This is a genomic window from Flavobacterium longum (assembly GCF_965137575.1).
Lineage (GTDB): Bacteria > Bacteroidota > Bacteroidia > Flavobacteriales > Flavobacteriaceae > Flavobacterium > Flavobacterium longum.
This window is the reverse complement of sequence record NZ_CBCRZJ010000007.1, coordinates 150,124-172,185: the sequence shown is the minus strand read 5'-3', so window position 1 is coordinate 172,185 and position 22,062 is coordinate 150,124. Positions and strand designations below refer to the sequence as shown.

Below are 22,062 nucleotides of genomic sequence, written 5' to 3'. Positions count from 1 at the left end.
TAAAAATAACATCACATTTATGAAAATTAAAAAGTCAATCGCCCTTTTAATTGTGTTATCCTCAATTTTAGGAGCAAAAGCACAGGAAAAGACCTATGCGGTGCACACGGTGGCGTTTTGGAACTTAGAGAACCTTTTCGATACCATCAACCAGCCGAACAACGACGAAGAATGGTTGCCGAAAGGTGCACAGAACTGGACGGGCGAGCGATACAAACAGAAACTCAAAAACCTGGGTAAAGTGATTTCCGGCATCGGGAAAGTGGAACAAGGCAAACAAGGCAGCCACAGCGCACCGACGCTTTTGGGTTGTTCGGAAATCGAGAACCGCGGCGTGTTGGAAGATTTGGTGCGCGACTCCCAATTGACGGCATTTGATTATGGTGTCGTCCATTTCGATTCGCCCGACAAGCGCGGGATCGACGTTGGCTTGCTCTATCAGAAGAAACATTTCAAGCCTACGAGTTACAAGAACATTCCGTTGTATATCTACAGCAAGGATTTAACGGCGCGCGACAAAGAGAAAGCGGGCAAGGAAAAGAAAGAACAAGAAGAAGCCACCGATGACAAAACCGACGACGCGCAAGGCTCGCGCATCTACACCCGAGACCAACTGCTGGTAACAGGGCTACTCGACGGTGAAGAAATCAGCATCATCGTTTGCCACTGGCCATCGCGTTCTGGCGGCGAGAAGAAAAGTGCGCCATATCGCGAAGCTGCCGCAAGGTTGACCCGCAAAATCACGGATTCACTTCAAACCATCAATCCGGATGCGAAGGTCATCATCCTCGGCGATTTGAACGACGGCAGTTTCAACAAATCGGTTAAAGTTGAAATCGGGGCGAAGGGCAAGAAAGAAAAAGTAGAAGCCAAAGGCATTTACAACCCGTTTGAGGAAATGGCCAACAAAGGCCACGGCACGATCGCGTACCGCGATGCTTGGGATATTTTCGACATCATCATGTTCACCCAGCCGTTCATCAAGGAAAACGATTATTCTTCCTGGCGTTATTGGAAAGCCGGGATTTACAACAAGCCTTTCATGATCACGACCGTGGGCCAATACAAAGGTTATCCGTTGCGCCACTCGCTTACCGAAGTTGGGTATAGTGACCACTTTCCGGTGTATATCTATTTGATTAAGGAGAAGAGATAAGCAGAGTCAAACGTCGAACGAGAGCAAGAACCGACACGGAGCGTTTCTCAAGAAATAAAATCAAGACCTGTTCATCGGGTCTTTTTTTATGGCCATTGACCATGGTGTAGATTGTATTTCGTTTGTCGAAAATATACGCGTATTAAAGGCATTTCCTTAACTTAGCCACTAACAGTATTTGTCCATTGCCTATTGTCCTTCGACATCTGACATTCGACATCTGACATTCGACATACTTCTATGAAACCCTTCAACTTCCAAAAATGGCTCGACGAAAACCGTCACCTGCTCAAGCCGCCCGTAGGCAATAAAAATATTTTTCCTGAATCTGAGGATTATATCGTCATGGTCGTGGCCGGCCCAAACGCCCGGAAAGACTACCATTACAATGAAACCGAAGAATGGTTCTACCAACTCGAAGGCTCGATAACAGTCTTGGTCCAGGAAAACGGCACGCGAAAGGAAATGACACTTAACGCCGGCGACATGTATTTGCATCCGGGCAAAGTGCCACATTCTCCGGTGCGGTCTGAAGGTTCCATCGGGCTGGTCGTGGAGCGCAAGCGCGCGGGAAAAGGCTTTACCGACGGCTTACTTTGGTTCTGCGAAAATTGCAACCACAAACTCCACGAAGTGTATTTCGAATTGAACGACATCGAAAAGGATTTCCTGCCACATTACAAACATTTCTACAACTCCAAGGATTTGAGGACATGTGACGAGTGCGGCACCGTCATGCCAGCCGATGCACGATTTATGGCCGATGACTGATGGTCTTCGATTTTGTAGCTGCCGTTAAATTTGTATACAATCTTTTAGCCTACTAGAAATTTGTTCGTCGTATATTTGGCGGCATAACCTACAGCTTACCCAATGTCCAGATTACTGAAGTGGGCGGCGTTCTTATGGCCGCTTTTTGTTTTTTCGATGTCGTATGCACAGGATAGCCGCATCGATTCCTTGCTTACCGCGCTCAAGAACCCGAAACTTCACGACACAACGCGGTTGCGTACGATTGCCCTTTTTCGCGACCAGTATTATACCGGTGCAGACAAGAATTACTACTATCTATCTAAGGTCTTGGGCGATCTGGCGTACAAAAAATACCAACAGAAAAGCACCAACGCGCCCAAGTTGCAGAAGAAATATACGATGTGGCTCGGAAGCTATTATTCGCTGCTGGGTTCGGAATACTTCAAAAAACCGGACCATGAGAAAGGCTTGTTCTATTTCGATAAATCCATTGCGTTTCACAAAGAAGCCAAAGAGTTTAAGCACATGCATTTCGCGATGATTTCCAAAGCGGCGTTGTTGACGAAATTAAAGCGGTACGATGAAGCCATACCGAATGTGTTCCAAGCGCTCAAGTATTTTGAAAGCCACAAAGACGAAGTCTACGCCGAGGATTTTGCCTACGCCTATTATTCTTTGGCTTATGTCTATCTCAAACAAGGAAAATTCGAAAAGGCCATCGAGTACTACGAAAAGACGCTCAAGTGTTACCAGGAATATGACAAGAACAACTACGTGGACTACCACATGGGCAAAACCCGCAGCCGTATGGCCGAGGCGTATTTCGGCATGAAAGACTATGAGCAGGCGATGCGTTTTTCCCAGCAGTCGCAGCAACTGATCAAAGGCATGAACGATGCAACGCTCGAGATCGAAAACCTTTGCAGGATTGGCATGGTGCATTTGGAACGGTCCGAAATGGATCAGGCCGAGAACATCTTCCGCCAAGCCTTGGCGCTCCAGCCGAGCGAAACCACGATTTTGGCCGAAGAAGCGTTCTTCCACGGAAATTTGGCCATGGGCCGTTTGTACGCCGAAAAGCAAGATTTATCCAAAGCCGCTTTTTATACCGAGAAAGCCTTGTCCATCGCGCAAACCATCAACGAAGGATTCCAGCTCACCGACGCCAGCAAGCAACTTTACGACATCAGTCTGCGCCGGAAAGACTACAAACGCGCGCTGGAAATGTTCCAGTTGCAACAGAAATTGGGCGATGCCAGCAAAATAGAAGCGTCCAAGAATGCGATGGCGCAACAGCAATTGCGGTACGATTTCGAGAAGAAAGAACTGAAACTGAAACTCGATGCCGAGAAGAAAGAAGCCGCGCAACGCAACTGGCTCATCGCGCTTTCGGGTGTTTTGCTGCTGATTTTGCTCGGCGCGTATTTCTATTACCGCAACAGCAAACAGAAACAGGCCATCGCAACGTTGGAGAAAAACCAGATCAAGCAGAAATTGCTCATCACCCAGATGAATCCGCATTTCATCTTCAATTCGGTGCAGAACATCCGCAACCTCATTGACCGGCAAAAAAACGACGATGCCGTGAAATACCTCGATGAATTTTCGGTCCTGACGCGACAAATCCTAGAGAATTCAAACGAGAATTACATTTCGCTCGACGAAGAAGTGGCGATGGTCAAAAACTATTTGAGCATCCAGCAATTGCTCTACAACCACAAATTCAATTATGCCGTGCGAGTGGCCGACGATCTGGAAACCGACTCGATTTTCCTGCCGCCCATGCTGACCCAGCCGTTTATCGAGAATGCCATCAAACACGGCCTTAGCCATACTGGCGTAAACGGTATGATCGACATTCGGTTTTTCCTCGACGCCGGGAAATTGTGCTTTGAAGTCACCGACAACGGCAAAGGTTTCGATGCCAACAAAGCGGCGTCAAACCACAAGTCCATGGCGATGAACATCACACGCGAACGCCTTGTCGGCTATACGAAAAATCAGGATTTCGCGGTGCATACGAGCAATCTCCAAGACCAGGACGGAAACGTTGTTGGCGCGAAAGTAAGTTTTGAAATCCCTTATATTTACGAAAACTAATATGTTGCGCGCTGTAATCATAGACGATATCGAAGCCATCCGGAAAGACAACGTGGCCATCATCAAGGCGAATTGCCCGAGTGTTTCCATTATTGGGCAGGCCGATTCTGTTGCCAGTGGCCTCGCGCTGATCAAGCAAGTCGCGCCCGATCTGGTATTCCTCGATGTGGAAATGCCCGACGGTACAGGTTTCGATCTGCTGCAAAAACTCAAACCATTTTCCTTCAAGGTCATTTTCATTACCGGTTACGAAGATTTCGCGATCCGGGCGTTTCGGTTTTCGGCCATCGATTACCTGCTCAAACCTTTGCGCGCCGCAGACTTGGTTGAAGCGGTCACGAAGGCTGAAGAATCGCTCGGGAACGATGTTTTGGAGGCAAAACTCAACAACCTTTTCGCCAACCTCGAACGCCCGAAAGACCTGCAGAAACTGGTACTGAAAACCTTCGACAAGATTTATTCGGTCAATGTCCAGGACATCGTCAATTGCGAATCCGACAAGAACTACACGACATTTCATTTCATCAATGCGCCGAGCCTGATTGTGTCCACGAACCTCAAGGAATACGATACGTTGCTCACGCCGCACCATTTCTTCCGGACACACAAATCGCATTTGATCAACATGGCCTACTTTGACCATTTCGTCAAGTCTGAAGGCGGCAACACCATCGTGATGAAAAACAAAACGGTCATTCCGCTATCGGTCCGGAAAAAGGACGAATTCCTGATCCTGCTCGACCGTCTGTAAGGCCAAAAACGGTTTTCCGGAAAATCTTTACGTTAATATCCGAAAGACCAACGCTGGTACATTGACCGAAATTGCCCTTCCTAATTGGTTTATCATTGCATCGTAATTGTACGCAAATGGAAACCGCAACCCACATGTTAACCCGATTCGCCGCCATGCCTGCCAAGATCTGGCAACGGTTGCAATGGCGCAACCGTTTCATCGTACAACGCAACGCGCAACATTGTTACGCGGTGTTCATGTCAAGGGAATTGTCGCACGGGAGAAATACAAAGCCACAACGATGACTTTATCCTGCATTTATTTGTGCGGCGGCGCCTGTTAAAAATGGAACGGTGTAAAGATTTAACAAACAAGCGAACTGCGGAATGGCTATGTTTGCACCCAAAAAAATTGAAAGAAAACACTTATTTTTTTGTTTATCCGTTGACTGTCAGGCCATACCGTTTTTAGCCAGATTAAAACCAACCATCATTTTGTCCACTAATCACTTTTTATGAAAAAACTTTATCTTTTACTTTTAACGATTTTTACCGTTTCGGCCGTAGCCCAAAACTACAGCTATACGGTGTACAACACTTCCAATTCGGGCATCGCCGCGAACAATATTTACGACCTTGAGGTTGATGGCAGCGGCAACGTTTGGCTCGCTACAGATTTTGCCCTGAGCCGCTTTAACGGCACGACGTTCACCAACTACAATTTTGAAAACACGGGCATTGAAATCGGTGCGCTTCGCAAAATCGCCATCGACGGGCTCAACCGCAAATGGGTTTCCACCGTGCAGAACGGCCTGATCATGTACAACGGCACAACCTGGACGCATTACCGTACGGACAATTCCGGCATCCCGACCAACGTCATCAACGATGTAACCGTAGACGCATCCAACAATGTTTGGTTGGCTACGGGCGTTGGCCTGGTCAAGTTCGACGGCACGATCTGGACCACTTACAATACGTCAAACTCGGGCATTACAGGCAACTTCCTGAGTTCAGTGGGCGCCAGCGGCAGTACGGTATACTACACCAATGAAGGCATTTTGGGGAAATTGAGCGGCACCACGTTTTCGATCATCGGCGATCAGGCCGACCGCATCCGCCGCATCGTTGGCAACGATATGTATGTCCAGACTTTCGGCGCGGGCTATTTGAAATACACCAATGAAGACGTTTCCGGCAGCGCAGAATACCAGAACTCGTGCATGCTCGATTGTCAGTTCGGCGGTATGGATACAGACCAGAACAACAAACTCTGGATTGCCTATTCCCGCGAATGTGAAAGCGGCGGCTTGCAGAATTTCACCGATTGTGCAGCTTATTTTCCGGCTGTACCAAACGCCAGCTTTGAATACACCAGTTGTCTTGAAGTGGTCAGCTCGAACCTGATTTGGGTAGGCACGTTCGAGGGCGGCTTGGTGAAAATGGCCATCGCTTCCGGAACTTGTAATATGCCATCTAATTTGACGGTCGGCACGATTACATCAACATCGGCTTCTTTCAGCTGGACGGCTCCATCGCCTGCGCCAGCCGGCTATACCGTGATGATCAACAATTCACCTGATTTGGGCGGCACGCCTTACTACACGACTACGAACTCCATCACCATAAACGATCTTAACCCGAATTCCGACTATTATTGGTGGCTCGCCGCCAACTGTGGCAACAGCCAAAGCCAATGGGTTGAAGGTGGTTTCTTCAACACACCAGTTCCGCCGCCATGCTTCGCGAAAATGTCTAATGGCGACAACCACACGCTTGCCATCAAAGCCGATGGCTCGCTTTGGGCCTGGGGATTGAACGATACATATCAATTGGGGCTTGGTGTTACAGGAAATAAAAATACGCCGCAACGCATCGGTACGGCCAACAATTGGGTAGCGGTCGCGGCATCTTCATTCCACAGCTTGGCATTGAAAGCCGATGGCACCCTTTGGGCCTGGGGAGAAAATGGCAACGGGCAACTCGGGATCAACTCGACGACGGATGCGATGGTTCCCACGCAAGTGGGCACAGCTACCAATTGGTCTAAAATCGCTGTGGGTCAACAAATGTCGATTGCCATCAAAACCGACGGGACATTATGGGTGTGGGGTAGCGGCGTCCTCGGTTTCGGAGATTTCCATACATTCTTGGTCCCAACGCAAATAGGCACCGCCACATACAAAGAAGTCTCTACCAGCGGCGCTACGACGCTTGCCATCAGGACGAACAATACTTTGTGGGCTTGGGGCTGGAACAACAACGGCTCGGTAGGCATCGGAAACACATCCACGACTGTTGTCTATACGCCGACGCAAATCGGAACGGCTTCATGGAAGTACGTCGAGGCCAACCAAGGCGCGAGCTACGGCATCAAGACCGACGGCACGCTTTGGGCTTGGGGATTCAACACAGACGGCCGCCTCGGTTTCGGTACCACGAGCAACGTGCTGTCGCCTACGCAAATCGGCAGCGTATCCATATGGGCTAAAGTGCAGTTCGGTATGGGCTTCGGCACGGCCATCCGCACAGACGGCTCACTTTGGGGTTGGGGATCAAACACCCAAGGGCAATTGGGCACCGGAGACAACAATTTCCGTCCTACGCCGGTTCGCATCGGTTTCGCAAATGATTGGACCGAAGCGGGCGGCGGAGACCGATACGGCATTTATCTGAAAACCAACGGCAATGCCTTCACCGCTGGCTGGAGTCCGCAGGGGCAAATGGGCATCGGGCCAAATGCGTTGAACCCGAACATGGTCCAGATTGCGTGCCCGACAAATGCTTTGGAGACCGACGAATTGGAAGTCTCAGAAACCATGAAAGTCTATCCAAACCCAGTCAAAGACCAGCTTCAAATCGCGTTCACATCGAAGATTTCAACGGCAAGCATCTACAATTTGCTGGGCCAGGAAGTCATCGCCATAAAGATTGACGCCAACGAAGGTTCCATAGACGTGTCGCAACTCGCGCCTGGAACGTACATCGTAAAAGTAATGGCCGGCGATGCCATCAAAACCTTGAAGATAGTAAAGCAATAATTTTTTTGGTAGGTAGCTGAAAAATCCCGGGTTCTTAGGAACTTGGGATTTTTTTATGGAAGCCGGGAACCTGCTGTGCGCTGTATCTTTTGCTTTTTAAAGAAAAAAGCAAAAGGATGCCGCTGCCATCAGGGCTAGGCCGCAGTGCTCGCCTGTAATTCTACGTCATACATTGTCAATTATCAATTAATCAAACTATCTTTGCGCCAGAAATTTAAAATACAACATATGCAAACCCTTACAGATAACTTCGGCATTGCAGAAGCGCTCCAACAACTTGGCATCAAAGACATTAACGACGGCACATCAACCGGGCAGGTCAATTTCGCCTCGGGCGACATTCTTGAATCATATTCGCCGGTCGACGGCCAACTCATCGGCAAAGTCCGGATGTCCACCGCAGCCGATTATGAAAAAGCAATGAAAGCGGCCGAGGAAGCCTTCAAGACGTTCCGTTTGATGCCGGCGCCAAAACGCGGTGAAATCGTGCGTCAGTTCGGAGAGAAATTGCGTGTCCACAAGGAAGCGTTGGGCAAGCTCGTTTCGTATGAAATGGGCAAATCGCTCCAGGAAGGTTATGGTGAAGTCCAGGAAATGATTGACATCTGCGATTTCGCGGTAGGCTTGTCGCGCCAATTGCACGGTTTGACCATGCACTCTGAAAGGCCAGGACACCGCATGTACGAGCAATACCATCCGCTGGGCATCGTCGGGATTATCTCGGCGTTCAACTTCCCGGTAGCCGTTTGGTCTTGGAACACCGCTTTGGCTTGGATCTGCGGCGACGTCTGCATTTGGAAGCCATCCGAGAAAACACCTTTGTGCGGCATCGCGTGCCAGAACATCATCGCTGAGGTCTTGAAGGAAAACAACTTGCCGGAAGGCATTTCGTGTCTGGTCAACGGCGATTATAAAATCGGCCAATTGATGACCGCCGACACGCGCGTACCATTGGTTTCGGCTACCGGTTCAACCCGCATGGGCAAACTCGTGGCGCAGGACGTGGCCAAACGTTTGGGCAAATCATTGCTCGAATTGGGTGGCAACAACGCCATCATCGTTACCCCGGACGCCGACATTAAAATGACCGTTATCGGCGCGGTTTTCGGCGCGGTAGGAACGGCCGGCCAGCGTTGTACGTCAACCCGCAGGCTCATCATCCACGAAAGCATTTACGATAAAGTGAAAGACGCCATCGTTGGCGCATACGGGCAGTTGCGCATCGGCAACCCGCTCGACCAAAACAACCACGTCGGGCCGCTGATTGATACCCATGCCGTCGAACAATACAACAAAGCGTTGGAAGAAGTCGTGACGCAGGGCGGAAAAATCATCGTGCAAGGCGGCGTACTTTCGGGCGAAGGCTACGAAAGCGGTTGCTATGTGAAACCCGCCATCGCCGAAGCGAGCAATGACATGGCCATCGTGCAACACGAAACATTCGCACCGGTATTGTATCTTTTGAAATATTCAGGCGATGTAGAAAACGCCATCGACATACAGAACGGCGTGGCGCAAGGATTGTCTTCGGCCATCATGACCAACAATTTACGCGAAGCCGAAAAATTCCTTTCGGTGGCTGGCTCAGATTGCGGCATCGCCAACGTAAACATCGGAACTTCGGGAGCCGAAATCGGCGGTGCTTTCGGCGGTGAGAAAGAAACCGGCGGCGGACGCGAATCGGGTTCAGATGCCTGGAAAATCTACATGCGCAGGCAGACCAATACCATCAATTACACGACAAACCTACCGCTCGCACAAGGCATCAAGTTTGATTTGTAAGACTAAAAAAACCGCTTCACACGAGGCGGTTTTTTTATTTTCTATATCTTTGGATAAACCCAAAAGCCATGAAATACCTTGCCTTATTTTCCTTGTTTTTACTTTTGTCCTGCGGCGATGACGTTGACGATCAAGCGCCCTGCGACGGCCCGGAAGTGGCTGGCCTTAAAGTCATCGTCACCGACGCCATTACCAGCAACGTGCTCACAGACGGCGTGAGCGTGCAAGTTCAGGAAGGCGCATTTACGGGAAATCTCACGGCGGTTGACGGTTACTTCCTTGGGCTTTATGACCAACAAGGCAGCTACACCCTTACCGTGAGCAAGGCAGGCTATCAGACCTATACCGAAGATAACGTGGCGGTGTTCAAACCGGGCTGTCATTCGCTCACCACCAATCGGGCGGTAGCGTTGCAACCGGAGTAACTCAGAACCTGTATCCTACGCCAAAACCGACGTTGAATTCTACAGGATTGTCAAAGGTTTCGCGGACTTCTTCGCTGAAATTACGGCCAATCATCCCGTACGGCCCAAACGTGAATTTGTCGCTCATGTTCCATTTGTAACCCATGCCGATGCCCAAAATAAAACTATCCATGTCAACCTCTACGCTGCTGTCGGTTTCCTGATAGGTGCCAAATCGGAATTTCGCGATCGGCGTAATAACCAAACCTGAAGCGTCGTCAGATTTTCCGGTGTAGAAGTTATAGGACAGCTGGATGCTGTTGGTCTTGAAATCTTTTGCCTGTCTATTCCATGACATGTTGAAGCTGTCGTTCAATAGCAATTCCACGCCTACCGATTGCGACTTGTCCAGGAAATATTCGTAACCCACTTCCACCGATGCCAGTGTAATGGTGTTCAAAACATTCCACTTGATTTCGTGTTTGTTGGTCTGTGCGTGAAGCATACCGCAGCACGCCAGCAATACAAAAATTGTCTTTTTCATCTTATTTGTTTCGCCCGGTTTCGCCCGGATAAAGCGCCGGCAAAGGATCGCTCTGCCAGATGTTTTTGGTGTTTACGTCCATCATTGAAAGCCTTCCGGCAAATCCGGCTCCGGTATCGATGTTCCAGATGTTGGCACGCTGCAACGGAACGCTTTCGTTTATTTTGGTCACCGGCGTATGACCGATGAATATTTCATGGTATTGCTGGAACCGTTTCGGGTAATTGACATCGTTTGGCGTGAGGCTTTGGTCGAGCGCGACGGCGGTTTCCCATAAGGTTCGGTCCCAGTACAGCAGCTTCGGATAATATTCGTGCGCCACGCCGTGTTGGTTGGTGAAACCCGCATGTACGAACAATCGGTTTTGGTCGTCGAGATAATAATCTTGCAGATTTTCGAGAAAGTTGATGTGGCGTGACTTGACATCGTTCCCGATATCGGTATAGGACAGCATCGTGGCCAGTCCGCCGTGTTGGTGCCACATTAAATTGTCCTGGCCGAGTAGCCACTGCAACAGCAGCGCATCATGGTTCCCACGGATGAAAATGCAATCGTGTGTTTGGGAAAGCGCAATAAGGAAGTCGAGTGTTTGCGGGGATTCGCTCCAACTGTCCACATAATCGCCCAAGAAAATCAGTTTGTCGGAAACCGTCACCTGCGCCCGATCGAAAAGCTGTGTCAGTGCGCGAAGGCCGCCGTGGATGTCACCAATAACCAAAGTCCTGTTCATACGCTAAAACTACAAAATGATGGCAAGGCTGCAAAAAAATGCCTGACACTTATGGGCGGCAAAATTAACAATTATTACGGAAAATCCGTAACGACGACTTAAAGCGCTAAGGTAGTTTTAGTTACCAAAACAATAGAAAACATGTTAACCGCACAATCATCCAAAAGAAACCGTGGGCGGATTCCTGAATTTGCCCGAGAGAGACGTGTCCGCATCCTGATGATCGATGACCATCCGTCGCAAATAGAAGGCTACAAAGCCATTTTGTCGTATAATGATTCCAGTCTCGAAATAGAAGCCACTTCGTGTTTCTGCTTTGAAGATGCCTATCGCATCCTGAAGCGCGACGTGCAATTTTTCGACATGATTTTCCTGGATGAAAATATGCCGCCGCTTCCGGACAGGGGCATTTTTACGGGCGCTGATTTGGCCAAGATGATCCGCAAAAGCATGCCCGCGGCCAAGGTTGTCATCCTGACCTCACATTGCGAAGCGTTCAAATTGTACCATATCGCTAAAACCATTGAACCGGCCGGGCTGCTCGTAAAGAGCGATTTTAACGGCGACGAACTGCTGGTTGCTTTCGAGACGGTGCGCAACAACGGGACTTATTATAGTGAAACGGTCAACCGAAGCATCAAGGAATTGTTGTCCAAGGAAATGTATCTGGACAGTTTCAACCGCCAAATCATCGCGTTGTTGGCCAAAGGCATCCGGACGAAGAACATGCCCGCCTATTTGCACTTGTCACTTAGTGCCATCGAAAAGCGCAAGGCGCAAGTCAAGGATTATTTCTGTCTGGAGAAAGCCACCGATGAAGATATCGTGCGCGAGGCCCGCAACCGCGGATTTATTTAACAACAGATGCGGGAAAACCGCAGGCCCGGCAAGGTGGCCCGGTTTAATTTTACCACATTGAATCACCGGAGATTTAAAAGTAAAGTTTAACCAATTATTTTAGAAATCATGAAAAAGTTGATAGGAGGCCTGATGGTCTTATTATTCGCCACGACACTGTCATTCGGACAAACCCTGTCCGAAACTGCAAAAAAGAATTTACTTGGAGCGCAGATGGTATCGGTTGTAAACGTATCGAAAGCGTTTTACACTAAAGGACAGACGTACAACGATTTTGTAAGGGCATTGGCGATTCCGTCGCCAACCGTTCCATCTCAAGACGAGTTTCTGCGAAAAGTCTATGGTTATGTTAGTGCCGGAACGGCAGACTGTGACATTTTGAAAGGAGACAATTCGTCGTTGTCGCGGTTTGCCGTAGATCTTGCTAAAAGTCCAAAGAATCAAGGGACGCCAAACACTGTTTACTCGGACAAGAAAAAATGGTGGCAAATTCTCATCAACACGGTTATTAATGTCGCCGCGGATATATTTATTCCGGATAACGACATCAACGTGGATCTTTGGCCTGACGAATAAGCATCAATAAACTTAAAACAACATTAATGAAGAAACTGATTTTTCTCATTCCGATTTTCTTGATGTCCTGCGCTGAGTACAAAGCCAGGATGGCAGAAGAGACGCAGAATTTTATCAACCGGAAAGTTTATTTTTCCGATGACAACCGAGAGTTTGTTTCGGTCTCGATTAACGGCATATCTCATGAGTTGTTTTTCGACACTGGAGCGGGTATTACCTTGCTGTATCGTCCAAAATTCACGGTTGACCAGAAGAAGAAGATTCGGGAAAAATCAGTTTACGGTTTTGACAAGAAAACAAAGATTGAAAGTTTCAATTATTCAGCCGACAGTATGCAAACAAGCATGTTCAAAGTGACCCACAAGTATTTGTACGTTTCACCTTACCGGCGGAACCTGTGCGATGGGAGCGTTAAGACTGATGGAATTTTGGGGAGCTTTTATGAATCCGATGCAATGCTTGAATTGAACTATTCTGAGGGCTATTTGCAGTTCACCGAACGTTTGCCCGAAGGAGATTGGATGCCGCTTGAAGCGAAATTCAGCGACTACACCGGAAAGGTGTACATTCGTCTAAACGTTAACGGCACCGAAGATTTTTTTCTTTTCGATACGGGAAATAAAACCATGACGATGTTGAATAGGAAAGTTTTTTCCGGTTTTGAAAAAGGCGAGTACACGATTAGCTCACTGACTAACACTATTGGGAATACTCCAGTCAAAATCGAGATGCAAATCAACAATGCACGGTTCAACTTGCCCGGCTTGTCATTTGATTTTCCCATCGGCGTTGATCAGACTTCAGAGCGAAGCATTCTCAACAAAGCCCTGATATCTAAGTTTGACTGGGTGTTTGACCGGCGTAACGGTAAAGTATATTGCCGTGCGAGAGATGCGCAGGCCTTGACCGGGAAATCGTTTTCGATCGCCATGAAGCCACGTCTGTTAGCGGATGTTCACAATGACGGATTGATTATTTCTTACCGGAATTTTGATACCGAGTATCAAGTAGGCGATGAAATAGTATCGGTAAATGGCAAGGCGATAAGCCAGAAGAATATTTGTGAAATGAAAGCGTTGCTAAATGATTCATCGGATTGGTCCGGATTGCACGTCATAACCGCGCCACGACGTTAGTTTTAAGTTTTTGAAAAACAAAAAATGAAGACGGCCTTAATGTGCTGCCTGCTCTCCCTATCTGTGTACTCCCAAAAGAACCTGGATAAGATCATCAAGGGCGGGGAATTACTGGTAACTGGATTGACCATATTAAAAGACAAGCCCAACGCGCCGACCAATGGCATGATTGAGAAAATATGCGTCCGTAACAAACTTACAGACAAAATTACACTCAACCTTTCCACCACTGGCGCCGACGGAACGGCAGTATTAAAAACAATGGTCATTCCTACTGACGGAAAAGAATGCCTGCTGGATTTACCGGTCGGCGTTTACACCTACGAAATCGTTTTGCCGAGCAAGGAAATTTACAAGCGCGGCGAATACCGGTTCGATGCGGCCACGACCATTACCGTGAAGCCAAACTAGCTTAACGCTATTCTCTACGCCACGACAACTCAATGGGGAAATGGAATTTGGGGCCATTTTTCCAAGGGCGTTAAGCCGGAAACGGCGGCCACTGGCCGCCGTTTTTTATTGTGTATCGTATTTCATCTTCCTCAAAATCCGCATCGCTTCCTTAAAGGCCAGATACGCCGGCGTACCCGAAGATTTCAACAGCGGTTTGGCGTCAATCAGTTTTTGTTTCGCGTCCTCAAAGCCGTTGAGGTGGCACAGCATGAGCGTTGAAGGTAGGTTTTCAAGGTCGGCCAATTCTCGCTCAGTCAGCGACAGTCCTTTCTGCAATTTCGTGAGCACAGACAACATGCTGTTATAGATGTGATGCAAGACTTTCTTGTTGAACTGCGGCGGTTCGAACAACATCTCCCGGTCTATCTTATAATAACCGTTGTCGTGGAAATTGATGGTCAGCTTTTCCAGCGGATAGTAGCTGGTTTTGTCGTTCAAGCCCAATGGCACGTATTCCACAATCGTAAAACTGTTCTGGTTGTACTTGATTTCGACCACGTCCAGCGCCGAATAGAAAAGTTTCACCTGCTCATTGATCAATTCAATATCAACGCGCGACAAAAAAGTATGTTCCCGTATTTTCTTCGGGACGCCAGCCCAGCAAATCACGAACAATTCCTTGAAGACCTTATACCGTGGCCCGATGTCTTTGTGGCGTACATTCATGAAGTCCATCACGCCGTCCAAGGTGTGCGCAATGCTGTTGCGCGAGTTGTTCTCGATAGAAATAACGGTTTCGGTATTGTTGTTCAGGTTCGATTTGAGCGCGTTCAAATCGGCCATGCTGTCTACGGGAAGCGAATTACTGCCGCGTCTGAAAAACACCGCACTGTACGGAATGTTGTGTATACTTTTCTTAAAGGAAGAAATCTTGCCATTGGGCTTTACCGTCACCAAACCCACGACTTTCCCTTTCGGCAGGTTTGGGAACGGCACGTTTTCATACTGGATTTTCGGCGGATTGTCCAAAAACGCGTTCACCAAGTTCTGGATGCGGCTGTCGTCAAAGAAATCGTCGCCCACAATCGCATTGTCATGGTCTTCCACGCCCACAACAATGTAGGAATTGTTCGTCTGGTTGGAGTTAGAAAGCGCGCAAATGTGCTTCAGGAATTTGCCTTTGCCTTCCTTGGTATGCATATTCAACTGCCGCTTTTTGTCATAAAAACTGTTCTCGTCGTTGTGCGCGAGCAGGTTTTTAATCAAAAGGCGTTTGTTGATCATAGGTTTTGGGCGTTCCGGCGTCGTTGGGCCGGGATATTATCGAACATGTTGACAAGGGCCGCCGTCGGGCTGTACGCTACAATCTTTAGACCTCAAAGGTTTCGAAAACCTTTGAGGTCTCAAAGGATTTCCGCTGCCATCCCTAACGCGGTCACCGCCAGCTTACGTTCTTTTTACAATCGTCGCACTCGCCTGCGCAGTCGGTAACACCATTACATCGGCGAGGTTCACATGCGCCGGGCGTGTCACCATGAAAGTGATCACCTCGGCAATATCTTCGGGCGTCAGCGGTTGTAAACCTTTATAAACATTGGCCGCACGCGCATCGTCGCCTTTGAAGCGTACCTGCGAGAATTCCGTTTCCACCATGCCTGGATTGATTTGGCCCACCCGAATCCCGTATTGGTTCAAGTCTATCCGCATGCCTTGGCTCAACGCATCCACGGCGAACTTGCTGGCGCAATACACGTTGCCATTCGCGTATACCTCTTTACCGGCAATCGACCCAATGTTAATGATGTGCCCAGATCTTCGCTCGGCCATTCCCGGAATAATCGCCTTCGATACATACAACAAACCTTTCACGTTACTGTCTATCATCGCATCCCAATCGTCTAAGTCACCAGATTCAATAGGTGAAAGGCCATGCGCGTTGCCGGCATTGTTCACCAAAACGTCAATCTGGCGAAAGTCGTCGGGCAAACCGGCAATGGCGCCAAAAACGGCATCTTTGTCACGCACATCAAAAGTCAAGGTGTGAACTTGCGTTTGCTCGGCCAATTCCGCACGTAAGGTTTCCAGTCGGTCTTCGCGCCGCCCACAAATGACGAGTTTGAAATTTTTTTCAGCCAGGGCAAATGCTGTCGACCTTCCTATACCGCTGGTTGCACCAGTTATTAATGCAGTCTTCAAAAATTTATAATTTAAAATTCACAATTCACAATTCACAATTCACAATTGCCAGCTACGGTACTTTACTGCCGCGGCTTTCTACCCATAACGCAAACCAATCTTCGGTTTCCAACTCAAGCGTGGTCGCTTTCATCATTTCTTTGATGCGCTCCGGCCTTGTCGTGCCGCACACGGGCAATATTTTCGCCGGATGTTTCAATATCCACGCAAACAAGATGACTTCGCCCGGCACGCCATATTTGGCTTCCAGCTGCCCGAGCAGATTCCGGATACGCTGTGTCTGTTCAATGTCTTCCCTATATACTGTACCCAGCGGGTTCCACGCCATCGGCCTTACATTGCGCAATTGCATGTCGTCCAGCGTGCCATCGGTCATGGCGCTGTGGTGCGTGAGCGAAAATTGGATTTGGTTGTAGGAGACCAGCGTGTGTTGCTGGATCAGTTCGGTCTGTATCGGGGTAAAGTTCGACAACCCGAAATCAAGGATTTTGCCGTCGCGTTTGAGTTCGGTTACCGCTTCGGCAATCTCGGCGCTTTTCATCAGCGGGCTCGGCCGGTGCAGCAACAGCAAGTCGAGATAATCAGTCCTGAGGTTTTTGAGCGACTCGTTGACCGACCAGATGATGTAATCTTTTGAATATTGGTAATGTTTTATCGGAAGCGGCCTTTTTTCCGACGGATATTGGATGCCGCACTTCGAGATCAGTTTCACCTGGCTGCGGCTGATGCCGCTATCCGCAAATGCATCTCCGAAAGCCGCTTCGGTCGTGTAACCGCCGTAAATGTCTGCATGGTCAAACGTGTCGATGCCATTTTCCAGGCAGCTTTCCATCAGTTTAATCATTTCTGGTCCGTCGAGGTTTCTGCCCCACGCGCCCCATGTCATCACACCCGCAATAATGGGCGAAAAAGTAGTTTTCAAAATAGGTCGTTTAGATTTTCTAAAAATATGAAAACTCTATCATAAATCATCCTTAAATAAAAGGACTTCCAAAGTTTTTTAACGGTCTGTTAACATCCGCAGACTGAATTAATTTTCAATTTGCACCGTCTTAAAAACCCGAGAACAAAAACCTTAAAATTATGGAAGAAACCGCCACTGGATTAGACATCCGGGCCATCAATGAAAAGATAGAAAGGGAAAGTGCGTTCATAGACCTTTTGATGATGGAAATGAACAAAGTCATCGTGGGTCAAAAACACATGACAGAGCGTTTGCTCATCGGGCTTCTGGGCCAAGGGCACATTCTGCTGGAAGGCGTTCCGGGACTGGCCAAGACACTTGCCATCAACACGCTGTCGCAGGCCGTTCACGGGTCGTTCAGCCGCATCCAATTTACTCCAGATTTGCTCCCGGCAGACGTTGTCGGTACGATGATCTATAACATCAAAGCAAACGAATTCTCTATCAAGAAAGGCCCGATCTTCGCCAATTTCGTCCTCGCCGACGAGATCAACCGCGCCCCGGCGAAAGTGCAATCCGCATTGCTCGAAGCCATGCAGGAAAAGCAAGTCACCATCGGCGACACGTCCTTTAAACTAGACAAACCGTTTCTCGTCCTGGCTACGCAGAATCCGATAGAGCAGGAAGGAACGTATCCGTTGCCGGAAGCCCAAGTAGATCGTTTCATGCTCAAGACGGTAATCGACTATCCAAAAATGGATGAGGAAAGATTGGTCATCCGCCAGAACTTAAAAGGCGGCGGCGAAAAAGTGAATCCGGTCGTGTCCATAGAACAAATCCTCAAGGCGCAGGAAGTTGTCCGCGAGGTTTACATGGACGAGAAAATCGAAAAATATATCCTGGACATCATTTTCGCGACGCGTTTCCCGGAGAAATACAAACTCGCCAACCTCAAGCCACTCATCAGTTTCGGTGCCTCGCCGCGTGGTTCCATCAACTTGGCTAATGCCGCCAAATGTTACGCATTCATCAAGCGCCGCGGCTACGTCATTCCTGAAGATGTGCGCGCCGTTGTTCATGATGTGCTGCGTCACCGGATCGGCGTGACTTACGAAGCCGAAGCCGAGAACGTCACCTCGGTAGACATCATCAACAAAATCGTCAACGAAGTCGAAGTTCCATAAGAAGTTTAAAGTTCAACGTTCAACGTTTTAAAGTTGTGGCCCAACTAACCTTGAACCTTGAGCCTTTAACCTTGAACCCAAAGCAATGGATACCAAAGAACTTCTCAAGAAAGTCCGCAAAATAGAGATCAAGACCCGAAGATTGAGCGATCACATCTTTTCGGGCGAATACCACACGTCTTTTAAAGGACGCGGCATGACCTTTAGCGAAGTCCGGCAGTATCAGTTCGGGGACGATGTCCGGGCGATAGACTGGAACGTCACGGCGCGCTACAACGAGCCTTATGTCAAGGTTTTTGAGGAAGAACGCGAACTCACCATGATTTTAATGGTCGATGTCAGCGGTTCGGAAAGCTTTGGGAGCCGAAGCCAGATGAAAAGCGAAATCGCTACGGAAATTGCAGCCACCATGGCTTTTTCGGCGACGCAGAACAACGACAAAATCGGGCTCATTTTGTTTTCCGATGAAATCGAATTGTACATTCCGCCTAAGAAAGGAAAGTCGCACGTGTTGCGCATCATCCGCGAGTTGATAGAATTCGAGCCCAAGAGTAGGAAAACCAATATTTCCCAGGCATTGAAGTTTCTGTCATCGGTCATGAAAAAGAAAGCAATTGTCTTCACTATTTCTGACTTTATCACAGATGATAATTACGAAACTACACTAAAAATTGCATCTAAAAAACATGACATTACCGGCATACGTGTGTATGATTTCCGCGAGGAAAGCATCCCGAATCTGGGCATGGTGCACATGCGCGACGCCGAAACCGGCCAAATCATGATGGTAAATACCGGCGCCAAGTCGGTGCGTATGAATTACGAAAAACAGTATCAGGACAAACTCAAATATTTCAAGGAAACCTTCAGCAAATGCGGCGCGGGCACGGTCAACACGCGTGTCGATGAAAGCTACGTCACCAAATTGCTGGGTTATTTCAAATCACGCGCATGACCAGGAAAATATGCATATTGTTCTTGTTGTTCTCCTTGGGCGTCATGGCGCAACGTCCGGTCACGACCCAAATTGATACCACCAGGAATAAAATCGGGGCGCAATTCAATCTCACCATCAAAGCAATTGCCGATACCAATACGGTCGTCGTCTTCCCGAAGGGCCAGAACTTCGGAAGGCTGGAAGTGATCCGCGATTACGACATCGATACGGTCAAGGCCAACAACCGTTATGAGCTGATCAAGAAATATGGATTGACGCAGTTTGATTCGGGCCGTTATGTCATTCCGAGCTTGAAAGTCGTCATAGGTAAAAAGCAATTCGACACGGACAGCATCAAAGTGGAAGTGTCCGACGTCAAGGTCGATACACTCAAGCAGAAACTCTACGATATCAAGGATGTGATTGCGGAAGGCGACACAAATTGGTCGGCCAAATGGCTGTATTGGCTCATCGGTTGGGTGGCGCTGGTTTTTATCGGGCTGGGCATCTGGAAACTCATCACGCGGAAGAAAAAAAACAAGCAGGCCGAGGAAGTATTCAAAACGCCAATTGAAAAAGCGAATACATTATTGGAGCAGCTCGAACAAAAACACCTGCTCGAACAAGGCGAAATCAAAGCCTACTATTCTGAGTTGACGGACATTGCCCGTACCTACATTGAAGAAGCCGTGCACATTCCAGCCATGGAAAGCACCACGGCCGAACTCATTGCGGCGCTTCGCCTGGCGGCATGCAAAAAGAATATGAAGCTCTCGCCGGAAACGGTCGAAAATCTAGAAGCGGTATTGCGCCAAGCCGATTTGGTGAAATTCGCGAAATCCAAGCCGCTCGATTTTGAGATTGCCGAAGACCGAAAAAAGATTGGAACGGCCATCGTCAAGATCGACAGTGCCATTCCGGAAGAAACCGACGAAGAAGACCTGGAGGCCATCAACGAACAAGCGCGACTGGAAAAGCTGCGCAAACAGAAAAGACAGAAAATCCTCAACGTCACTGCATTTGTCGTGATGATTGTCTTTGCGTTTTTCATTGGACTGATCGTGACGAAAGGGTTCGATTACGTCCGCAATCTGGTTAAAGGCGACCCAACCAAGGAATTGCTCGAAGGCGAATGGGTTGCGTCCGAATACGGCGATCCGTCGGTCATCGTCAAAACACCGGCAGTATTGACGCGCCAGTCGCACGATGCCGACAAAGCCATTTTTACCGACGAGCAAAAGTTCACGTATGGCAAATACACCGATGCCTTTTCGGTGATGCTCACCACGAGCCGCATAGCAGATTCGGCCAAAACCGACAAGCTGCTCGACGAAACCGTCGAAGCCATCGCCTCAAGGTTCGAAAAGGATTTCAAAGCCAAGAATATATCCTTGAAGAGCGATGAGTACGAGTTGCCGGCGGGCCAAAAAGGCATGAAAACGTTCGGCTCCATGAAGCTCACCAACCCGGAAACCAAGGAAAGTTATTTCATGAATTACGATCTGCTCACCTTTACCCAAGGCACGGGCGTCGTACAATTGCTCATGATCTACCAGGCCGACGACCAGAATGCCATTAAAATGGTCGAGAAGGTTTTTGACTCGGTCGAAATCAAGACATCGCCATGACGGAATTCTATAAAAATATTACGTTCCTGCACCCGCAACTCTTGTGGCTGTTGTTGCTCATTCCGGTGGCCATCGCTTGGCATGTCTGGAAACGGAACCAGCAAAACGCTACTTTAAAGATGAGTTCGCTGTCTGGGTTTCAAACCACATTTTGGGCGAAGATATATGCATCGCTTTTCATCTTGCGGATGCTGGCCTTGGCGCTGCTCATTGTTGCGATGGCACGTCCGCGAACGGTGAACGTCAGCAGCAAAACCAAATCCACAAAAGGCATCGACATCGTCATGGCCATAGACGTATCGAGCAGTATGCTGGCCCGCGACCTCAAGCCGAATCGTATGTCCGCGCTCAAGAAAGTAGCAAAAGCATTTGTGGAAGGCCGCCCGAACGACCGCATCGGGATTGTAGTGTATGCCGGCGAAGCCTATACGAAAACGCCGGTCACCAGTGACAAAGCCATCGTCGAAAAGGCGATTTCAGAAATCAAATATGACGGCAGCGCGCTGCGGGACGGAACGGCCATCGGGATGGGATTGGCCACCGCCGTGAACCGTTTGAAAGACAGCAAAGCCAAGAGTAAGATCATCATCCTGCTGACCGATGGCGTTAATAACTCCGGAACGATTGAACCGGAAACGGCTTCGGAAATTGCAAAAGAATATGGTATTAAAGTATATACGATAGGCATCGGAACCAATGGCAACGCAGAGTTTCCATACGCAATTGCGCCCAATGGTGATTTCATTTTCCGTTTGATGCCGGTAGAAATCGACCAGGATTTGATGAAAAGTATCGCCAAGAATACCGACGGAAAATATTTTCGCGCGACGAGCAACACCAAATTGGCCGCGATTTATGAAGAGATCAACAAGCTCGAAACTACCGAAATAGAGGAGTTGCGGTTTTACGACTACGACGAGAAGTTCAGGATTTTTGCCGTGGCCGCCGGTGTGTTGTTGCTGATTGAAGTAGGATTGAGAAACACCATTTTCCGCAGTTTTATTTGAC

General features: G+C 48.6%; 21 protein-coding genes. 16 read left to right on the top strand and 5 right to left on the bottom strand.

The features are described from left to right. The first annotated feature begins 19 nt into the window (after positions 1-19). From ACM9J1_RS12730 to ACM9J1_RS12695, 8 genes are all read left to right on the top strand, one after another. Positions 20-1,156, top strand: a complete 1,137-nt coding sequence (locus ACM9J1_RS12730; protein WP_415582438.1) for an endonuclease/exonuclease/phosphatase family protein — start codon at positions 20-22, stop codon at positions 1,154-1,156. A 240-nt stretch (positions 1,157-1,396) separates the two neighbouring features. Continuing rightward, a complete protein-coding gene (locus ACM9J1_RS12725) occupies positions 1,397-1,927 on the top strand; it encodes a 3-hydroxyanthranilate 3,4-dioxygenase (protein ID WP_415582437.1) in 531 nt (176 codons plus the stop codon). 102 nt (positions 1,928-2,029) lie between these two features. Next, positions 2,030-4,009 carry a tetratricopeptide repeat-containing sensor histidine kinase gene (locus ACM9J1_RS12720; RefSeq protein WP_415582436.1) on the top strand — a complete coding sequence of 660 codons (1,980 nt, stop codon included), beginning with the start codon at positions 2,030-2,032 and terminating at the stop codon, positions 4,007-4,009. Between the two features lies 1 nt (position 4,010). Then, a complete protein-coding gene (locus tag ACM9J1_RS12715) occupies positions 4,011-4,760 on the top strand; it encodes a LytR/AlgR family response regulator transcription factor (RefSeq protein ID WP_415582434.1) in 750 nt (249 codons plus the stop codon). Between the two features lie 116 nt (positions 4,761-4,876). Further along, on the top strand, positions 4,877-5,047 hold the full coding sequence (locus ACM9J1_RS12710; protein ID WP_415582433.1) for a hypothetical protein: 171 nt from the start codon (positions 4,877-4,879) through the stop codon (positions 5,045-5,047). 209 nt (positions 5,048-5,256) lie between these two features. Next, positions 5,257-7,782, top strand: coding sequence for a T9SS type A sorting domain-containing protein (locus ACM9J1_RS12705; protein WP_415582432.1), 2,526 nt, complete (start codon positions 5,257-5,259; stop codon positions 7,780-7,782). Between the two features lie 228 nt (positions 7,783-8,010). Continuing rightward, positions 8,011-9,564, top strand: a complete 1,554-nt coding sequence (gene amaB / locus ACM9J1_RS12700) for an L-piperidine-6-carboxylate dehydrogenase (protein ID WP_415582431.1) — start codon at positions 8,011-8,013, stop codon at positions 9,562-9,564. Positions 9,565-9,632: 68 nt separating this feature from the next. Further along, on the top strand, positions 9,633-9,989 hold the full coding sequence (locus tag ACM9J1_RS12695) for a peptidase associated/transthyretin-like domain-containing protein (RefSeq protein ID WP_415582430.1): 357 nt from the start codon (positions 9,633-9,635) through the stop codon (positions 9,987-9,989). 1 nt (position 9,990) lies between these two features. Here the strand turns inward: ACM9J1_RS12695 and ACM9J1_RS12690 are convergent, their stop codons facing one another. Further along, complete coding sequence (locus ACM9J1_RS12690) at positions 9,991-10,512, bottom strand: DUF3575 domain-containing protein (RefSeq protein WP_415582429.1); 522 nt, start codon at positions 10,510-10,512, stop codon at positions 9,991-9,993. Between the two features lies 1 nt (position 10,513). Then, positions 10,514-11,242 carry a metallophosphoesterase family protein gene (locus ACM9J1_RS12685; protein ID WP_415582428.1) on the bottom strand — a complete coding sequence of 243 codons (729 nt, stop codon included), beginning with the start codon at positions 11,240-11,242 and terminating at the stop codon, positions 10,514-10,516. A 141-nt stretch (positions 11,243-11,383) separates the two neighbouring features. Between ACM9J1_RS12685 and ACM9J1_RS12680 the strand changes: the two genes are divergently transcribed. The 4 genes from ACM9J1_RS12680 (at position 11,384) to ACM9J1_RS12665 (ending at position 14,223) form a co-directional block, all read left to right on the top strand. Next, the gene (locus ACM9J1_RS12680) at positions 11,384-12,100 is read left to right on the top strand and encodes a response regulator (RefSeq protein WP_415582427.1); all 717 of its coding nucleotides are present in this window, start codon (positions 11,384-11,386) and stop codon (positions 12,098-12,100) included. A gap of 108 nt (positions 12,101-12,208) precedes the next feature. After that, complete coding sequence (locus tag ACM9J1_RS12675) at positions 12,209-12,676, top strand: hypothetical protein (RefSeq protein WP_415582425.1); 468 nt, start codon at positions 12,209-12,211, stop codon at positions 12,674-12,676. Between the two features lie 26 nt (positions 12,677-12,702). Next, positions 12,703-13,812, top strand: coding sequence for a hypothetical protein (locus tag ACM9J1_RS12670; RefSeq protein ID WP_415582424.1), 1,110 nt, complete (start codon positions 12,703-12,705; stop codon positions 13,810-13,812). A gap of 24 nt (positions 13,813-13,836) precedes the next feature. Next, positions 13,837-14,223: a hypothetical protein gene (locus tag ACM9J1_RS12665; protein ID WP_415582423.1), complete on the top strand. Its 387-nt coding sequence runs from the start codon at positions 13,837-13,839 to the stop codon at positions 14,221-14,223. 105 nt (positions 14,224-14,328) lie between these two features. Here the strand turns inward: ACM9J1_RS12665 and ACM9J1_RS12660 are convergent, their stop codons facing one another. The 3 genes from ACM9J1_RS12660 to ACM9J1_RS12650 form a co-directional block, all read right to left on the bottom strand. Further along, positions 14,329-15,489 carry an ATP-binding protein gene (locus ACM9J1_RS12660; protein ID WP_415582422.1) on the bottom strand — a complete coding sequence of 387 codons (1,161 nt, stop codon included), beginning with the start codon at positions 15,487-15,489 and terminating at the stop codon, positions 14,329-14,331. Positions 15,490-15,651: 162 nt separating this feature from the next. Then, on the bottom strand, positions 15,652-16,401 hold the full coding sequence (locus tag ACM9J1_RS12655; RefSeq protein WP_415582421.1) for an SDR family NAD(P)-dependent oxidoreductase: 750 nt from the start codon (positions 16,399-16,401) through the stop codon (positions 15,652-15,654). A gap of 52 nt (positions 16,402-16,453) precedes the next feature. Continuing rightward, entirely contained in the window at positions 16,454-17,326 is an 873-nt protein-coding gene (locus tag ACM9J1_RS12650; protein WP_415582450.1) for an aldo/keto reductase, read from the bottom strand. Between the two features lie 158 nt (positions 17,327-17,484). Here ACM9J1_RS12650 and ACM9J1_RS12645 point away from each other — a divergent pair, with 158 nt between their 5' ends. From ACM9J1_RS12645 to ACM9J1_RS12630, 4 genes are all read left to right on the top strand, one after another. Then, positions 17,485-18,489: an AAA family ATPase gene (locus ACM9J1_RS12645; protein ID WP_415582420.1), complete on the top strand. Its 1,005-nt coding sequence runs from the start codon at positions 17,485-17,487 to the stop codon at positions 18,487-18,489. An 85-nt stretch (positions 18,490-18,574) separates the two neighbouring features. Then, on the top strand, positions 18,575-19,444 hold the full coding sequence (locus ACM9J1_RS12640; RefSeq protein WP_415582419.1) for a DUF58 domain-containing protein: 870 nt from the start codon (positions 18,575-18,577) through the stop codon (positions 19,442-19,444). Further along, positions 19,441-21,054 carry a hypothetical protein gene (locus tag ACM9J1_RS12635; RefSeq protein ID WP_415582418.1) on the top strand — a complete coding sequence of 538 codons (1,614 nt, stop codon included), beginning with the start codon at positions 19,441-19,443 and terminating at the stop codon, positions 21,052-21,054. Before ACM9J1_RS12640 ends, ACM9J1_RS12635 begins: the two co-directional genes overlap by 4 nt. Continuing rightward, positions 21,051-22,061, top strand: coding sequence for a vWA domain-containing protein (locus ACM9J1_RS12630; protein ID WP_415582417.1), 1,011 nt, complete (start codon positions 21,051-21,053; stop codon positions 22,059-22,061). The genes ACM9J1_RS12635 and ACM9J1_RS12630 overlap by 4 nt, the downstream gene beginning before the upstream one ends. Position 22,062 lies beyond the last annotated feature (1 nt).

Bases quoted from the DNA above. Each gene is read 5' to 3' on its own strand.
- amaB (WP_415582431.1), top strand. From the start codon at position 8,011: ATGCAAACCCTTACAGATAACTTCGGCATTGCAGAAGCGCTCCAACAA.
- ACM9J1_RS12725 (WP_415582437.1), top strand. From the start codon at position 1,397: ATGAAACCCTTCAACTTCCAAAAATGGCTCGACGAAAACCGTCACCTG.
- ACM9J1_RS12660 (WP_415582422.1), bottom strand. From the start codon at position 15,489: ATGATCAACAAACGCCTTTTGATTAAAAACCTGCTCGCGCACAACGAC.
- ACM9J1_RS12710 (WP_415582433.1), top strand. From the start codon at position 4,877: ATGGAAACCGCAACCCACATGTTAACCCGATTCGCCGCCATGCCTGCC.
- ACM9J1_RS12670 (WP_415582424.1), top strand. From the start codon at position 12,703: ATGAAGAAACTGATTTTTCTCATTCCGATTTTCTTGATGTCCTGCGCT.
- ACM9J1_RS12635 (WP_415582418.1), top strand. From the start codon at position 19,441: ATGACCAGGAAAATATGCATATTGTTCTTGTTGTTCTCCTTGGGCGTC.
- ACM9J1_RS12665 (WP_415582423.1), top strand. From the start codon at position 13,837: ATGAAGACGGCCTTAATGTGCTGCCTGCTCTCCCTATCTGTGTACTCC.
- ACM9J1_RS12640 (WP_415582419.1), top strand. From the start codon at position 18,575: ATGGATACCAAAGAACTTCTCAAGAAAGTCCGCAAAATAGAGATCAAG.
- ACM9J1_RS12645 (WP_415582420.1), top strand. From the start codon at position 17,485: ATGGAAGAAACCGCCACTGGATTAGACATCCGGGCCATCAATGAAAAG.
- ACM9J1_RS12695 (WP_415582430.1), top strand. From the start codon at position 9,633: ATGAAATACCTTGCCTTATTTTCCTTGTTTTTACTTTTGTCCTGCGGC.
- ACM9J1_RS12720 (WP_415582436.1), top strand. From the start codon at position 2,030: ATGTCCAGATTACTGAAGTGGGCGGCGTTCTTATGGCCGCTTTTTGTT.
- ACM9J1_RS12680 (WP_415582427.1), top strand. From the start codon at position 11,384: ATGTTAACCGCACAATCATCCAAAAGAAACCGTGGGCGGATTCCTGAA.
- ACM9J1_RS12685 (WP_415582428.1), bottom strand. From the start codon at position 11,242: ATGAACAGGACTTTGGTTATTGGTGACATCCACGGCGGCCTTCGCGCA.
- ACM9J1_RS12730 (WP_415582438.1), top strand. From the start codon at position 20: ATGAAAATTAAAAAGTCAATCGCCCTTTTAATTGTGTTATCCTCAATT.
- ACM9J1_RS12675 (WP_415582425.1), top strand. From the start codon at position 12,209: ATGAAAAAGTTGATAGGAGGCCTGATGGTCTTATTATTCGCCACGACA.
- ACM9J1_RS12690 (WP_415582429.1), bottom strand. From the start codon at position 10,512: ATGAAAAAGACAATTTTTGTATTGCTGGCGTGCTGCGGTATGCTTCAC.
- ACM9J1_RS12705 (WP_415582432.1), top strand. From the start codon at position 5,257: ATGAAAAAACTTTATCTTTTACTTTTAACGATTTTTACCGTTTCGGCC.
- ACM9J1_RS12715 (WP_415582434.1), top strand. From the start codon at position 4,011: ATGTTGCGCGCTGTAATCATAGACGATATCGAAGCCATCCGGAAAGAC.
- ACM9J1_RS12630 (WP_415582417.1), top strand. From the start codon at position 21,051: ATGACGGAATTCTATAAAAATATTACGTTCCTGCACCCGCAACTCTTG.